This is a genomic window from Natribacillus halophilus (assembly GCF_900100185.1).
GTDB classification, from domain to species: Bacteria; Bacillota; Bacilli; order Bacillales; family Marinococcaceae; genus Natribacillus; species Natribacillus halophilus.
This window is the reverse complement of record NZ_FNEN01000006.1, coordinates 65580-80624: the sequence shown is the minus strand read 5'-3', so window position 1 is coordinate 80624 and position 15045 is coordinate 65580. Positions and strand designations below refer to the sequence as shown.

Sequence of the window (15045 nt, the reverse complement as noted above, 5' to 3'; positions counted from 1 at the left end):
AGTGAATCCGGTCCGAGAGGGATCAGAAGAGCGATGCGATCCCTCAAACGCCAGTGAATCCGCCCAGAGAGGGATCAGAAGAACGAATTAATCTGGAGAAATCTCAATACCCAGACACATCTGTAACTATTATTTGGAATTTGACGAAACCGTGGTGGTTATTTGACGACACTTGCCATTATCCCATGTGGAAATAAAAAAATATGGGACCGGGAAGGAGAGATTGGCCCCGTCTTTGCCCGTGATGCTTACATTGGCACATTTCACCGTTTGTGTCGTGCGTATGCAGAGACGTTTTATCCCCAGTGGGTGATTCTGTCAGCGAAACATGGGTTTTTACAGCCGGAGGATACTGTTCCCGGCCCCTACAACTTATCGTTTAGTCATAAAAGTGATGACATTATTCCAATGCAAAGTTTAGCTGAACAAGTACAAAGAAAACGGCTGAACGACTTTCAACATCTTGTCGTCCTTACGGGGAAAAAATACAAGCCCATCGTTGAAAAAAGTTTCGGGCCCGGCCATGACATTGAGATGCCGCTACTTGGGAGTCGCGGCATCGGCGAAATGCAGCAAAAGTTAAAACAAGCGGTAAGCGAAGGGCGACCGTTGTAATTATTGCGTCGTATGTGTTTTCAAAAATGCAAGGATTTCAAGCCAAGACTCTGATGTGGCTTGCGCATTTGCCCATTTGGTACCGCCGAAGGTCATCGTCATACCTCCACCGACGTGCATGTTAGTGTTTGTGGGGAGGCTTGGCAGGGCGTACGGAAAGGATAAAAAATGACCGGCTTTGTCATAAGTTAAGTAGACATTTTGATTCCCTGAATTTTCAACCGCAAGTGTTGTTTTTATTTCCTCAGTGTAATAAGCGGAAGGCCAGAGTTGATCATCTCCGCCGGCTATCGTCATAACCGGTGCATTTATGTTTTCGACCGGGATACGTGAATCTTTTATTTTATCTGTATCACGTAAAGTATGATTCCAGATGGCCTGAAATGACACAGGGCTTTTTAAGAGCCAACGCTTCAACATGGAGATAATAATCGAAGGACGATATGAAAACTTCATGTAAGGCAGAGTTTCTTGCCTATAAGTCCATGAAGGAATCGGCGCGAACGTATTATTTCTCAAACCGGCGGTGACATACATGCTCGGAGCGCCGGCGATGATCGCCTGATAATCATCAAATGTCGCTCCCAATAAAAGTGCCAACTCACCTCCCCTCGAAAAGCCAATCACTGATACTCGGCCATTGACTGAGGTATGTTTTTTTAGCCAAGCAGTAGCGCTTTCAAAGTATTCCAAAGGAATGTTTTCCAGATTTTTCGGAACACCTTCAGTACCAAAATAAGCAAGAGACAATACGGAATATCCATGAGACGCCAGCAGTGCCGCTCCCTGTTCTAACACGCCTCCATCCGAACCCCCTAAAAGGAGTATGCCCGGGCATGGACCTTGATCAATCGGATGGAACAGCACGCCCATACATTCGTGCTCCTTTACGACAACCCTTTTGATGTCATTTTTATAGAAATGGCGAAGAACGGTGACTGTATCGATTGTATGTCCATTCATTTCGAGATTTATTTCCACAGACAGAGGTGTCGCTTCATTTTTCAGAAAATAATCGCCGAGTTTGGACCCTGCCCGCTGCATCGACCAAAATAAGCCGTGGGGGTCAGCTTTTTCGTAACATCCTTCCACAGGTTGTGCCTGAGATACGTTTACTCTTCCTGAACTGTCTGTCCGAAACTTTGCATACGATTCAAACAATTTCCCTTCGTCATCGTTTGCCGTTGCCCGAAGGGTGATGATGTCATTAGCTGGACAATCAGAGATGAAGATATTCAAGTCTTCGTCCACATAGGTATCGATGGGCTGAGCAGACAGTGATGGTTTTGTGGTCACCATGGGTTGTGCTCCTTATATTTTGGTGTATGTCAGAAACGGATGATGGCCACAAAAAAGATCTCCCGAGAGAGACCGTCCACTCACGGGAGATAAAGGCTAACTGATACTCAACCTAACCTTCCAAAATCGTCTCGATCCGTTCCAGCGAATCGGCTGAAAGTTTTACGCCGCTCGCTTTGACATTCTCTTCCACTTGTTCGGGGCGGCTTGCTCCGATTAAAGCGCTGGAGACGTTATTCTGACGCAAGATCCAGGCAATGGCCAACTGTGATAACGATAGATCTTCCTTCGCTGCCACATCCTGCAGTTCCGCGACCCTATCGAGGGATTCATCGTTCAGGAAGCGGGAAATGATCTTGTAATTTTCAGCCGCACGGCTATTCTCAGGGATTTCTGCACCTTTTTTATACTTTCCGCTTAATACGCCTTGGGCTAACGGTGAAAAGACGACTTGGCCAACACCGTGTTGTTCCCCTTGAGGAATGATTTCTTTTTCAATGTAGCGGTTGAGCATATTATAAATGGGCTGATTGACGACGAGGCGGTCCAGTAACCGTTTATCGGCAATGTGCAAGGCTTCCGCGATCTGCGCCGGAGACCATTCGCTTACGCCGATATAGAGCACTTTCCCTTGCCGCACTAAATCATCCAGGGCTCGCAACGTCTCATACAACGGGGTTTCCGAGTCGAAACGATGGCAATAATAGAGGTCAACATAATCGAGTCCCAGGCGTTGTAAACTTGCGTTGGCCTGTTCCATAATGTGCTTGCGCGAGAGGCCGCTGTCGTTGGGCCCTTCACCCATAGGGTTAAACACTTTTGTTGCCAGGACGTAAGATTCGCGTGGATATTCCCGCAATGCCTCGCCGACGACTTTCTCCGCTTCCCCGCGGCGGTAGACATTGGCGGTATCGAAAAAATTGATGCCGAGGTCATAAGCTTTGTGTATGGAATTGACGGCCGCGTCCTTTGCGACATAGCCGCCATAAGTAAGCCAACTACCCAGGCTGATTTCACTGACTTTTACTCCAGTGTTTCCTAAAAAACGATATTCCAATTTTTTCAACCTCCCTTAGTTGGATGTCTTTCATTCTAACATATCTCCCCGACGTTTGACTTTTTGGCCATACGGACACGATTTTGCCATTCGTTTTCATCCTTTCCCTATGATAAAATCAAGAGACGACTGTTGTACGGTTGCAAGAAGGGTGCGTTGATTTTGATGGCAGATACCAAACTTGTCCGTGGCACGATGCTGCTGACGAGCGCGACGATGATCTCGAGATTTCTCGGGCTGATTTACATATTTCCTTTTACGATTTTGGTCGGACAACAGGGGAACGCGCTCTATCAATACGGCTATCTTCCCTATCAGTTATTGCTAAGCCTGGCCACCATGGGTGTGCCGATGGCGATTTCAAAATTTGTCTCGAAATACAACGCCCTCGATGATTACCACACGGGACAGCGTTTGTTTCGATCCGGTCTCGTATTTATGACGGCGACAGGTTTTATCGCGTTTCTGGTCCTTTTTCTCATGGCTCCCGTGATCGCGGGCTGGGTATTGCCGAGCAATGGGGATCCCTCAGGCAATAGCCATAGCGATGTCGTCTTTACGATTCGCATGGTGAGCATTGCCCTTTTGATCATTCCGGGGATGGCGGTTCTCAGGGGTTATTTTCAAGGGTTTCAATCCATGGGCCCCACCGCTGTTTCCCAAGTGATTGAGCAGGTTGCTCGCATCCTGTTTATTCTCGCGACCGCTTTTATCGTCCTGGAAGTTTTTGGCGGGTCTTTAGGATTGGCGGTCGGCTTGGCAACGTTCGGGGCTTTTATCGGTGGTTTGAGCTCCCTTTTCGTGCTTCTTTATTTTTGGAGGCAACGAAAGGCAGGAATTCAGCAGCAGATTAGCGAAAGTAAAACAGACCATCAGTTGTCGCTCACTTCCATGTACAAGGAATTGATTGTATATGCGTTGCCGTTATCTTTCGTAGGTTTGGCAATTCCGCTTTTTCAAGTGATTGATATGTTTACATTTAACGATGCCATGGCGGCATATGGCGCGAATGCCGGGGAAGCAGAAACGGCGTTCGGTGTATTTTCCCGGACAACCCATGCCTTGATTATGATTCCGGTGGCGATCGCCACAGCGATGGCAGTAAACCTGATTCCGGCGATTACGGAAGCCAATACGAATCGTGATGTGGAAAAGATGCATGGGCTGATTACGAAGACGTTCCAGATCATTCTTTTTTTCACGATCCCGGCCGCCTTTGGGTTGGCGATTTTGGCAACACCGGCTTTTGCTTCCTTATACGGACTTCAGGATATCGGGATTGGCAGCATGGTTTTGAGTTACTATGCGCCCGCGGCGATCCTGTTTTCAATATTCGCTGTCACAGCGGCGATGTTGCAGGGGATGAATCGGCAAAAATATGCCGTGGCCGGCCTTTGTATTGGCCTTTTCATTAAGCTCGGGCTTAATTATGGGTTGATTGCCAGTTTTGGTGCCCTCGGTGGGGTGAGTGCGACGATTATCGGTTATACCGCGGCGATTGGCTTTAACGTCTGGGCCGTAGGAAAGTTTGCAGATTATCGCTTTACGCAAATCGGTCGACAGGCGGCGATGATTATGGGCTTTACGGCGGTGATGGCTATCGCGGTATACATTGTTAGAGAAGGCGGCGCGGTCATCTTTGACACTTCCGGACAGGCTGGATTTGTGACGATTTTAATATTCGGTGTGTTGATTGGAATGTTTGTTTATCTGATTTTGGCTATTCGAACCGGATTGGCAGAAAAAGTAATCGGAAATCGTTTTGCCTTTATGAGAAAAAGATAGAAAGTGGGTGTTTAAGGTGCGCGAACGGATTAAGGCTTTTGATTGGATATTGATTTCCGCTGTATTTGCATTGACATTGTTTGGCTTAATCATGGTCTATAGCGCGAGCTACCCACTTTCTATTGACCAGTTTAATTCATCCACATATTTTATCTTTAGACAACTGATCTATTTTGGCTTAGGGGTTCTCGTTTTCGCTGTTCTCATGAACTTTCGCTACCATTATTATAAAAAATTAAGCCCATATATCATCGGCCTGTCTATCGTTTTGCTCGTTCTCGTTTTGGCCCTTGGCATCGCGGCCAATGAAGCAACCCGCTGGGTCAATATCGCCGGGATCAGCATGCAACCTTCGGAATTGGTCAAACTCGGGGTGATCATTTACCTCGCGCAAGTGTATTCCCAAAAGCAAAAATATATCGATCAGTTCGCCACGGGGGTGGCTCCGCCCCTCATTATCGTCGTCGGTTTATTTACGCTCATATTGTTGCAGCCGGATTTAGGGACTGCCGTATTGATCTTGCTCGTCACCGGGGTGATTGTGTTTTTGTCGGGGGCGCGTTTTCGGCACCTTGCCTTTCTCGGTACACTCTCGGCGGCTGTCGTGTTATTCCTCGTGTTTCAGGCCGATTATCGTGTGAACCGAATCCTTGCTTTTCGTGATCCCTTTGCTTACGATGATAGCTTTGGCTTACAGCTGATCCAGTCTTACATATCGATCGCACACGGTGGCTTGACCGGAGCAGGCTTTGGGCAAAGCGTGCAAAAGCTGGGTTATTTGCCGGAAGCCCATACGGATTTTATTCTGGCGATTATTGCCGAGGAGACGGGCTGGCTGGGGATTGGTTTTGTCATTCTCTGTTTCTTCATCATCGGATTTAGAGGCCTTCTCATTGGTGCGCGTTGTAAAAATTTATTTGGTTCTTTACTTGCCTACGGCATTGTATTTCAACTGTTGTTTCAATTTATCCTTAACGCCGGTGCCGTGAGCGGTATGCTGCCGATTACCGGGATTCCGCTTCCTTTTATTAGCTATGGAGGAACGTCTTTAATCATATCGCTTGCCGGCGCGGCGATCCTTGTCAACATCTCCTTGCAAAATCATAAGGATCGTCATCATCCGCAATCGAAAGACATACAGGAACAGGAAGAAGAAAATGTTGCATTTCACGCGTAAGTGATTAGGGAGTGAACCTCATGCTTGTTATCGGATATGGAAAACTGGCCCATGCGATCATTCAGCGGGTAGTCGCGAGGAAAAATACAACCGTAGCTGTTTACAACCGCACCCGGGCCGTCGTTGATGCAGATCCCGATTGTACCTATGTATCACCCGAGCATTTTCACCGTTATTCGCAAGTGTTGATCGCTTTGCCGGCGCAAGCTTACGCAGACTTTTTTCGGCGCTGGGGCGGGCGTTTCACGGAGGGCACTTCCTTCTTTTATAGCGCGACGAAAGTGATGAAGGCAGACATGAACGACTATCTGCAAAACAATCAAATCGCTGTCCCCTGTAAACTCGCGGGACACGCAGACATCTTGCGAACGATGGGCGAGGGAGCGTTTGCGTTTGAAAAAGAAGAAAGTCGGGAACCATTTATTCGTTGGTGTGACGGCGCTTTTGACACGATGATCGCCGATGAGGAGAGCATTTTAAAAGGGAATGCCATCGCTACTGAAGAAAGTTTGCGGGCATTGCTTAAGTTGGAACAGCGCTTGCAGCAAGAGCATGTGGCCGATCAGGTCATTGAAGCTGTGAGCGCGAGCATTCCAGGCGGCATCGCGAAAGCCCATAAATATGGCACCCATGGCCATTTTGCGACAGAGGTATTGAATGAATGGCGGGGAGGCAAAAACGATGACTGAACGATGGCGGATTGATAAATGGCTCGCGGCCGCGGGCGTCGGCTCCCGCAAAGATGTGAAAAAACTGCTACGCAAAAAAGAGATACAGGTGAATGGCAGCCTGATTGCAGATGCAGCGGCGAAAATCAATATCCATGAAGATACCGTTACGGTAGGAGGCGAGACCGTTCATTATCATCCCGGACCGGTCTATTTTATGATGAATAAACGAGAGGGGCGCGTGAGCGCCACAACGGATGATCGGGATGCGACCGTGCTCGATGATATTGATGCTGCTGATAAAAAAAATGAACTGTTTCCTGTTGGACGACTCGATAAAGATACAACCGGACTACTTTTTTTGACGACCGATGGCACATGGGCGCACAGGTTGACAAGCCCGCGCCTGGGGGTCGAGAAAGAATATGAAGTCTGGTTGGATGCCGAGCCGTATCACGAAGATTTGCAAAAGGTACGGGAAGGATTGCAACTGAAAGATGGCACGGAAACAAAGCCGACGAAAATGTCCGGGATTGAGCAGGCAGAGGACGGATACCGCTTGAATGTGACGATAACCGAAGGGAAGTATCACCACGTAAAACGGCTGTTTGGAGCAATCGGCCGTCGGGTGACAGCGCTTAAACGGGTGCGCATGAGTGATGTCCGGTTGGATAATGATTTGGAAGCCGGGGAGTACCGCCCGCTCACGGCGGAGGAACTGGAAGCGATTTCCCGGGATGTGGAGCAGAAAAGCGGAGGCTCATAGCGTAGAACGGCTAAAATGCGTGATGACTTAAGGTGGATCTAACTGATGTTTTTCGATTTACAAGGTGATGGAGACATGTCACCGATAGTGGGATTATTATATTCGGCTGTGAAAGAAAATAGCCAACGACTACAATTAATTACTAATGGCATGTCACAAGAAGAAGTGGATTACAAGGGTCCAAATAACACCCTTAATAGTGCTGCTCAGCTAATAAACCACCTCACGTATGTTGATGTTAATTGGGTGTATAGAATCAAAGGACAATCACTTCCCTCTTCTATAGAGGAAAAATACGGACCTGCATTAGACAAAAATGGTGAGCTTCCCATGGTTAAGGCAAGTCTTTGAATACTTTGCTGTCGAACCATGAAGGCGTTATAAAAATGTTGCAAGAAACTTGCACACAACTTAGAGACGCTGATTTAGAAAAAGTGGTCGCTTTCGGACATGAGAACGAGAAACAAGCAACCATTCGCTGGGGCCTATGGCATATTGCAGACCACAATAGGTATCATCAGGCTCATATTAATCGGCTAAAAAGTGGTTTAAGGATGATGATGAGCGAACAACAAAATGAACAAAAGGAGATGGCTATGGATACTTTAACGATTGCAGAACTTGGTACAGAAGATGCAATTATCAGCGCATTCCCGATTATGAAGCAATTGCGCTCGCATCTTAACGAAAAAGAATACATGGAATTGGTGGTTGAGGCAAAGGAAAAAGATATGTACAGATTGTTTGCTTTATACGATCAGGGAGATATTGTTGCTGTTACTGGATTTAAACCTATGATCACTCTATATTATGGACGGTTTGTTTGGGTGTGTGATTTAGTTACAGATAATCATAGACGTTCAAAAGGTTATGGGGAAAAGCTTCTCTCGTTCGTTCATGAATGGGCCTTAGAGAATAATTATGACAGTGTTGCTCTTTCATCAGGTTTACAACGTTATGATGCGCATCGCTTTTATGAAGAGAAAATGACATATGAAAAAGCAAGTTATGTATTTAAAAAAACATTGGAATAAATGGTTCTGGAATGTGACGGTTGATGAAAGCAAGTCGTTTGAAAAGAGGAGATAAAGTTGGCATCATATCTCCTTCGACACAGCACCTGTTAATTTTCCCGGGGGCTATAAAAGAGGCACAGCTTACCTGGAGAGAATAGGGCTAGAAGTAATTTTCGCGATCCATTTGTCATGACTCGGGCTACGGACTGGATGGTGCGCTGAGTAGTGCCAAATTCATCAACCAATTCTTGCGTAGTCATCTCTCGAACTTCCTTACTGATTCGGAGAGCCCCGCCCGGCTTTTGGGGTATGAAAACGCAGAATATCATCCCTCACGGAGGGCTCCGCTCGGCCTTTGGGGTATGAAAACGCAGATATCATCCCTCACGGAGAGCCCCGCTCGGCTTTTGGGGTATGAAAACGCAGATATCATCCCTCACGGAGAGCCCCGCTCGGCCTTTGGGGTATGAAAACGTTGAAATCATACCCTTGGGGCTGCTCACCTTCATTTAAAGGTACAAAATTCCTGTCACCGTCCCTTTCACGCGAGTTCTATTCTTTTAGAGAGATGACATTACGATTAAATCAACGATTTTACGGGTTTATCAGCGAGCTCATGAATATATCAGCGACCTCGCACATATATCAGCGCCCTCACGCTTTTTCACACCTCCCACCTCTAGCCAAATAAGTCCGTCGATAAATAGCGTTCACCCGAGTCGCACGTAATGGCGACCACAACGTCGTTGGGCTCAAACTGTTTGGCCAATTCCAGCGCGGAATAGCAAGCAGCGCCTGAGGAGGGTCCGACGAGTATGCCTTCTTCACGGGCGAGGGCGTGAACGGTGTCATACGCATTCTCATCGTTAATCGCGTCAATGTGGTCATAAATGTTTTCGTTTAAAATCGGAGGAACGAAGCCCGGGGACGTGCCGACGAGTTTATGCGGACCCGGTTTGCCGCCGGAGAGAACCGGAGAGCCTTTAGGTTCGACGACACGAATCGCGAGCTCCGGATAATAAGATCGCAACGTTTCGCCGGTTCCGGTGATGGTGCCTCCGGTTCCGGATGCAGCGACAAAAGCTTTTAAAGGTCGGTCCAATGTGTCCATGGCTGTTTTGATTTCCTGTGCCGTAGATGTTCGGTGCGCATCAGGATTGGCTTCATTTTCGAATTGCATCGGAATAAAACTGTTCGGGATTTCTTCGGCCAATTCATGAGCCTTTTCTATCGCTCCCGGCATTTTTTTATCGCCCGGGGTTAAGACGACTCGCGCGCCGTAGGCTTTCAGAATGTTGATCCGCTCGAGGGACATCGTGTCCGGCATCGTTAAAATGCAGGCATAGCCCCTGGCCGCGGCATTCATCGCCAGGCCGATACCTGTATTTCCGGATGTTGGTTCAATAATCGTCGTTGTATCGTTGATGGCACCGCTCTCTTCCGCCTGGACGATCATTTCCCGCGCAGCTCTGTCTTTTACGCTTCCGCTTGGATTTTGATATTCGAGTTTTAAATAGACGTCGGCTCCCTTTTGATCGGTGAGTTTGTTCAACCGCACCAACGGGGTTTCGCCGACGAGCTCTGAGATATTCGTATAAACGGACAACGGCTTCATCTCCTATTTTTTATGTCTAATGGGATTATATCACGAAGGAAAGACTATTCCATATGGCGAGGAATTGAGATATCATATAGTTAATAATCACCGGAGGGATCTACATGGTCGATGAGCAAACGCATTATTTTTTGGCGCTTCCTGTGCCAGAATCTGTGCGAAAACAGCTTCATGAACTCACGGCATTTCCCGAATTGCAAAACTTCAAATCCATGACACACGTTGACGATTATCATATCACACTCTTTTTTCTCGGTGGTGTCGACGAGGGTCAGTTAACCCAGTTGCAGAAGAATCTTCCCTCCATGCTTAGGCATTTTTCTGCTTTTGACGTACAGTTGAACGGGGTGGCCGTGTTTGGAAATGAAAATTGGCCACGTGTGTTATTTGCGGATGTCAAAAAAATCCAATCGCTGATGGACCTGCAGGCCGCGGTGATGGAAAAGTGCGTTGACGCTGGTTTAAAAAAAGAGAAACGGCCGTTTAGGCCACATATTACGATCGCAAAACGTTGGAAACATAAAGAAATATGTCCAATAGAAACACTGCAAAGCGAAACCAGGCACTGGAAAGACATTCATTGGCAAGTGCAAGAAGTCGGGCTGTACGCGGTTCGTTTAGGGCAGTTGCCGCGGTATCAGTTCGTCACGCGTTTTCCGCTGCAAAGTGTCTAAAAAGCATTTAGAGAGGAAGAGATGTATGGCCCATCTTGTGAAACTCGAAGATTATGTCTCTCGATACGAGGTTGATATTCAGCAGTACCCGTCACAGTATACACGTTTGAAGCGGGAGCGGTGGCAGCAGTTGCAAAGAGCGTGGGCGGAAGCCAATCAAGGCGTTGGCGCTGAATATCCCGATGACGAAGATTGGTTTGCTGACGTCCAGCAATCCTTTTGGCAATATGCCTTACAGAAAGTAAGCGGGATCTATAAAAGGCAACCGAATGATGAAAAAAGTGATCATGATGACAAAAACCATCATCTCGTCGGAAAAAGTCGCGAGTCATTACTTGCTTTCTTTTACTATGAATGGATGCAATCGCAACTGAAATGGGCATCATCTTCCTCGTCAGAAGAATCTGTACTCGACAGTAAATATCGGTATGACAGCCGCTTGCGTGAGTTTTTGCGTTTGTTGCCGGACAATTATATGGTCTTTTACTATCCTGTTTTCAGGATCCAGCAAGCAGATGTGCAATTGGATGTTCTTTTGCTTTCTCCTTCAGAAATCTATTGTGTCACGTATGTTGAAACCCCGCCGCATACGTTGTTTGAAGGGGGTTCTAATCGCTTTTGGCGTGAATTCAGGTCGAAGAAAGAATATAAGCGCTTGAACCCATTACTCGCTGTGAAAAGAATGGAAGATGTGGTTCAATCTATTTTCCAGGCCAATGGAATATATTTTCCTGTTCAGAAAGTGGTCCTTTTGCCTGCTGCGATTGTAGACGATACCGAACTTGCCCATAATGTGACGATCGTGGATCATCGCGGCTATGATCAATGGATGAATAATATCGGCAGGCATGCTTCTCCCATGAAAAAAATTCAGTTTCAGGCTGCTGAATGTTTGCTGGGACAAGGGAAAACGAGGGCTTATAGCAAAGGGCATATGGTAGAAACGTCTGAAGAACAGAGCCGATAAGCGTACATATGTATCGCGTTGACTGCTCTTTCATCCATTTGCTATGATGTATTTTCGATGGCAGAGCCAGGCTTGGCGATAAGCCAAGTTTTCTTTAGACCGAATCTATACAAATATTAAAAAGGAACCTCCGCCCATGGAATATTTGGATATTCACAAAAAGGCAAAACGAAAAAAGGGCTTAGAGATGCTTTTGGGAAGCGATTGGGAATTGGAGACAGCAGGGGGCTCAACGGGTGAGGCTTTTTCAGCCCGCGACGGCGAGCGAAAATTGTTTCTAAAATGCAATTCTTCCCCTTTTTTAGCTGTGCTCTCAGCTGAAGGGATCGTTCCAAAACTCCTTTGGACAAAACGACTGACCAATGGAGATGTCATTACGGCCCAACAGTGGATTAGCGGGCGCAAGCTGAAACATTCGGAGATGAAGCAGCCCGAGGTCGCGTCACTTCTGGGGCGTATTCATCGATCTCCTGAACTGTTGGATATGTTGAAACGCATCGAAACGGAAGTGAAAACACCTGAGGTGTTGCTAAGGCGCCTGTATACATATTCGTTGCCTATGGAACGAGAAGCCCCGATATTATTCAAAGCCCTCGCCTTCCTGGAGTCGTGGAAATCGACTGTTTATCCCGAGCAATTTGTCGTTTGTCATTGTGATGTCAACCATAACAATTGGATTATGGACGAGAAAGAGGGACTGTTTCTTGTCGATTGGGACGGAGCTTCCGTGGCGGATCCGGCCTTGGATTTAAGCATTCTTCTCTATTGGTATGTCCCGCAGACAGAGTGGGGGGAATGGCTGGAGGCGTATACGTTTGAATTGAGCAATGATCTGCTCAGAAGGATGCATTGGTATGCTGTGTTACACACTGTTGAGTGGCTATTAAGTGAAGGCGATCATGAAGACGACGAGCATCTTAACGGATGGCTCAGCTATCTGGATGCCTTAGTTGGGAAGAACCTGGCCTAAGTTTTCGACCCGCGACCCCCAAATTTGCTGAATGGTAAAAATGGGGTGCGCTGGCGACTCCCGCGCCCCCTAAAATGGAAAAATGACAAAAATGGGGTGCGCTGGCCGTTCCCGCGACCCCCAAAATGAAAGAATGATCAAAATGGGGTGTGCGGCGCCAAAAAAGATATGCCCCATTACGGAGGAAAAAATGAGATTAAGAAAGCGACCCGGAGCTATAGAAATCCTGCGTGAGCGGCCGGAGATAGTACCCCCGCGACCGAAAGAACTGCGCGGCCGCTGGGCCGGGAAACAATCGCTGCATGTAGAACTGGGCACCGGGAAGGGTCAGTTTTTAACGGAGATGGCCGAAAAACACCCTGCTGTTTCTTTTATTGGTGTGGAAAAGATCGAAAGTGTCCTGTCTTACGCGGTTGAACGGAATGATCAGCAGGATAATCTACGGTTTATTCATGGCGATGTTGCTGAACTTGGCGATTATTTTGCTGACGGGGAAGTCGATCGCATTTATTTGAACTTTACGGATCCCTGGCCAAAAACGCGCCATGAAAAACGTCGGCTTACTTACCCGACGTTTTTACGATTGTACGAGAGACTTTTGTCGCCGACCGGTGACATTCATTTCAAAACGGATAATGAAGATTTTTTTACCTATTCCGTGATGTACTTTTCGCAGAACGGGTATCACCTGAGAAATTTAACGCTCGATCTCCACGAGAATGAACCTGAGGATAATGTGCGGACCGAATACGAGCAAAAATTTGCCGAACGCGGGCAGCGGATTTTTCGAGTGGAGGCATATTTACCAATCAGCTGAACATATATCAGCGAACCCCAAATTATCCGGCAAAATTAAGACGGATCCCCTGAAGGATCCGTCTAATTCATTCTAGCGTTGCTTGTCCAATTCAAGTATCGTCCCGGTTTTCGCGTCTACTACGAAGTCATGCTGCTTCGTCTGGCCGTCTTCATGACTGGAGAGGCCGCCGCGATAAACGTCATAGTCGAGATCATTTTTCTCATAGTGTTCCGGGTTCATATGGATCCAGGAGCCGTTCACCGGGATTTTGTTCTGGACGTTTGATTTGACTTCTTTTAACGCCTTTTCAGGTGAGACGGATTTGCTTGTGCATGCTTCCTTGACCGCATATCCCGCAGCAAAGCCGACAGTCACGCCGATCACTAAATCTCTGATTTTCATTATGATCACTCCGTTTTTTTCTTTTCACGCATTCTCTCCCCAGTATAGCGGATATGAATCAATTGTCCAATCGTTCAGGCAATGATAATGTAGAAATGTCCGACAATATTCGCTACAATAAAAATGGTGGAGGGGAAACGATGGATGAGCAAACGAAAGATATGTTTCGCACGTTGACGGAGATGCCTGGGCCACCGGGTCATGAACATCAAGTGCGTGCGTATGTGAAACAGGAACTCAACAAGCATGCCGATGAAGTGATCCAGGATAAGCTGGGAAGTGTTTTCGGCGTAAAAAAAGGCCACCCACAGGATCCGAAAGTTATGGTGGCCGGCCATATGGATGAGGTCGGTTTTATGGTGACGTCGGTGAATAAAAAAGGCCTCGTTAAATTTCAAACGCTGGGTGGTTGGTGGAGCCAGGTGTTGCTCGCGCAGCAAGTTACGATCATTACCGATAACGGGCCAGTTCCCGGGGTCATCGGTTCTACACCTCCGCACCTCCTTAAAGAAGCGGACCGCAAGAAACCGGTGTCTATTGATAAAATGTACATTGATATTGGCGCTGATGACGCCGAAGACGCCGAGCGGTTGGGTATTTATCCCGGGTTACCGATCGTACCGGTGTGTGATTTCACACCGCTGGCGAATGAGAAAAAAATAATGGCCAAAGCCTGGGACAACCGTTATGGGGTCGGGTTATCGATAGAACTGCTCGAAGAAGTGAAAAATGAAACGTTGCCAAATACCCTGTATTCTGGCGCCACCGTTCAGGAAGAAGTAGGACTGCGTGGGGCACAAACATCCGCGCAAATGATAAAACCGGATATTTTCTTTGCCATGGACGCGAGTCCGGCAAATGACACAACCACTCGCAAAGATGAGTTTGGGGAGCTTGGAAAAGGAGCGTTACTACGTATTTATGACGGGACGATGATCACCCATCGCGGGATGCGCGATTTTGTGCTTGATACCGCGGAGAGCGGAGATATTCCATATCAATATTTTATCTCTCCGGGAGGCACGGACGCCGGCAGGGTTCATACCTCGGGAGATGGCGTGCCGTCGGCGGTTGTCGGCGTTTGTGCCCGCTATATTCATACGAGCGCTTCCATCCTTCACGTGGATGATTATGCGGCCGCCAAGGAACTGATCACGACCCTCGTTCGAAATGCCGACCGCTCAACTGTGGACGCTATCCATGGACAAGCTTAAACAGAACTCAGCGGAGGGAAA

General features: G+C 47.4%; 16 protein-coding genes. 12 read left to right on the top strand and 4 right to left on the bottom strand.

Annotated features, from left to right (window positions below; genetic code table 11):
* The first annotated feature begins 162 nt into the window (after nucleotides 1–162).
* Nucleotides 163–615 carry a DUF6884 domain-containing protein gene (locus BLS58_RS08770; protein WP_090398055.1) on the top strand — a complete coding sequence of 151 codons (453 nt, stop codon included), beginning with the start codon at nucleotides 163–165 and terminating at the stop codon, nucleotides 613–615.
* On the opposite strand, the gene BLS58_RS08765 is transcribed toward BLS58_RS08770, so the two are convergent.
* Nucleotides 616–1914, bottom strand: coding sequence for an acyl-CoA thioesterase/bile acid-CoA:amino acid N-acyltransferase family protein (locus BLS58_RS08765; RefSeq protein WP_090398053.1), 1299 nt, complete (start codon nucleotides 1912–1914; stop codon nucleotides 616–618). It abuts the gene before it with no gap.
* A 112-nt stretch (nucleotides 1915–2026) separates the two neighbouring features.
* Nucleotides 2027–2971 (bottom strand): aldo/keto reductase family protein, encoded by a 945-nt coding sequence (locus BLS58_RS08760; RefSeq protein WP_090398051.1) that lies wholly within the window; start codon nucleotides 2969–2971, stop codon nucleotides 2027–2029.
* A 165-nt stretch (nucleotides 2972–3136) separates the two neighbouring features.
* Here BLS58_RS08760 and BLS58_RS08755 point away from each other — a divergent pair, with 165 nt between their 5' ends.
* From BLS58_RS08755 to BLS58_RS08730, 6 genes are all read left to right on the top strand, one after another.
* Nucleotides 3137–4756 (top strand): putative polysaccharide biosynthesis protein, encoded by a 1620-nt coding sequence (locus BLS58_RS08755; protein ID WP_090398203.1) that lies wholly within the window; start codon nucleotides 3137–3139, stop codon nucleotides 4754–4756.
* Between the two features lie 16 nt (nucleotides 4757–4772).
* Nucleotides 4773–5933: a putative lipid II flippase FtsW gene (gene ftsW, locus BLS58_RS08750; protein ID WP_090398049.1), complete on the top strand. Its 1161-nt coding sequence runs from the start codon at nucleotides 4773–4775 to the stop codon at nucleotides 5931–5933.
* Between the two features lie 20 nt (nucleotides 5934–5953).
* Entirely contained in the window at nucleotides 5954–6622 is a 669-nt protein-coding gene (locus tag BLS58_RS08745; RefSeq protein WP_090398047.1) for a hypothetical protein, read from the top strand.
* Nucleotides 6615–7367: a pseudouridine synthase gene (locus BLS58_RS08740; RefSeq protein WP_176764678.1), complete on the top strand. Its 753-nt coding sequence runs from the start codon at nucleotides 6615–6617 to the stop codon at nucleotides 7365–7367. The genes BLS58_RS08745 and BLS58_RS08740 overlap by 8 nt, the downstream gene beginning before the upstream one ends.
* A 45-nt stretch (nucleotides 7368–7412) precedes the next feature.
* Nucleotides 7413–7718, top strand: a complete 306-nt coding sequence (locus BLS58_RS18395) for a DinB family protein (RefSeq protein WP_425433684.1) — start codon at nucleotides 7413–7415, stop codon at nucleotides 7716–7718.
* 245 nt (nucleotides 7719–7963) lie between these two features.
* Nucleotides 7964–8401 (top strand): GNAT family N-acetyltransferase, encoded by a 438-nt coding sequence (locus BLS58_RS08730; RefSeq protein ID WP_090398201.1) that lies wholly within the window; start codon nucleotides 7964–7966, stop codon nucleotides 8399–8401.
* Between the two features lie 661 nt (nucleotides 8402–9062).
* Here BLS58_RS08730 and cysK read toward each other — a convergent pair.
* Nucleotides 9063–9989, bottom strand: a complete 927-nt coding sequence (cysK, locus tag BLS58_RS08725) for a cysteine synthase A (protein ID WP_090398043.1) — start codon at nucleotides 9987–9989, stop codon at nucleotides 9063–9065.
* A 113-nt stretch (nucleotides 9990–10102) separates the two neighbouring features.
* Here cysK and thpR point away from each other — a divergent pair, with 113 nt between their 5' ends.
* The 4 genes from thpR (at nucleotide 10103) to trmB (ending at nucleotide 13426) form a co-directional block, all read left to right on the top strand.
* On the top strand, nucleotides 10103–10672 hold the full coding sequence (gene thpR, locus BLS58_RS08720; RefSeq protein ID WP_090398041.1) for an RNA 2',3'-cyclic phosphodiesterase: 570 nt from the start codon (nucleotides 10103–10105) through the stop codon (nucleotides 10670–10672).
* Between the two features lie 25 nt (nucleotides 10673–10697).
* Nucleotides 10698–11639, top strand: a complete 942-nt coding sequence (locus BLS58_RS08715) for a nuclease-related domain-containing protein (RefSeq protein WP_090398039.1) — start codon at nucleotides 10698–10700, stop codon at nucleotides 11637–11639.
* 136 nt (nucleotides 11640–11775) lie between these two features.
* Nucleotides 11776–12609, top strand: coding sequence for a phosphotransferase family protein (locus tag BLS58_RS08710; protein WP_245723112.1), 834 nt, complete (start codon nucleotides 11776–11778; stop codon nucleotides 12607–12609).
* Between the two features lie 190 nt (nucleotides 12610–12799).
* Nucleotides 12800–13426, top strand: coding sequence for a tRNA (guanosine(46)-N7)-methyltransferase TrmB (gene trmB, locus BLS58_RS08705; RefSeq protein WP_090398037.1), 627 nt, complete (start codon nucleotides 12800–12802; stop codon nucleotides 13424–13426).
* Nucleotides 13427–13498: 72 nt separating this feature from the next.
* Here the strand turns inward: trmB and BLS58_RS08700 are convergent, their stop codons facing one another.
* Nucleotides 13499–13810 carry a PepSY domain-containing protein gene (locus tag BLS58_RS08700; RefSeq protein WP_090398035.1) on the bottom strand — a complete coding sequence of 104 codons (312 nt, stop codon included), beginning with the start codon at nucleotides 13808–13810 and terminating at the stop codon, nucleotides 13499–13501.
* Between the two features lie 140 nt (nucleotides 13811–13950).
* Here BLS58_RS08700 and BLS58_RS08695 point away from each other — a divergent pair, with 140 nt between their 5' ends.
* Nucleotides 13951–15024, top strand: a complete 1074-nt coding sequence (locus tag BLS58_RS08695; RefSeq protein ID WP_090398033.1) for a M42 family metallopeptidase — start codon at nucleotides 13951–13953, stop codon at nucleotides 15022–15024.
* Nucleotides 15025–15045 lie beyond the last annotated feature (21 nt).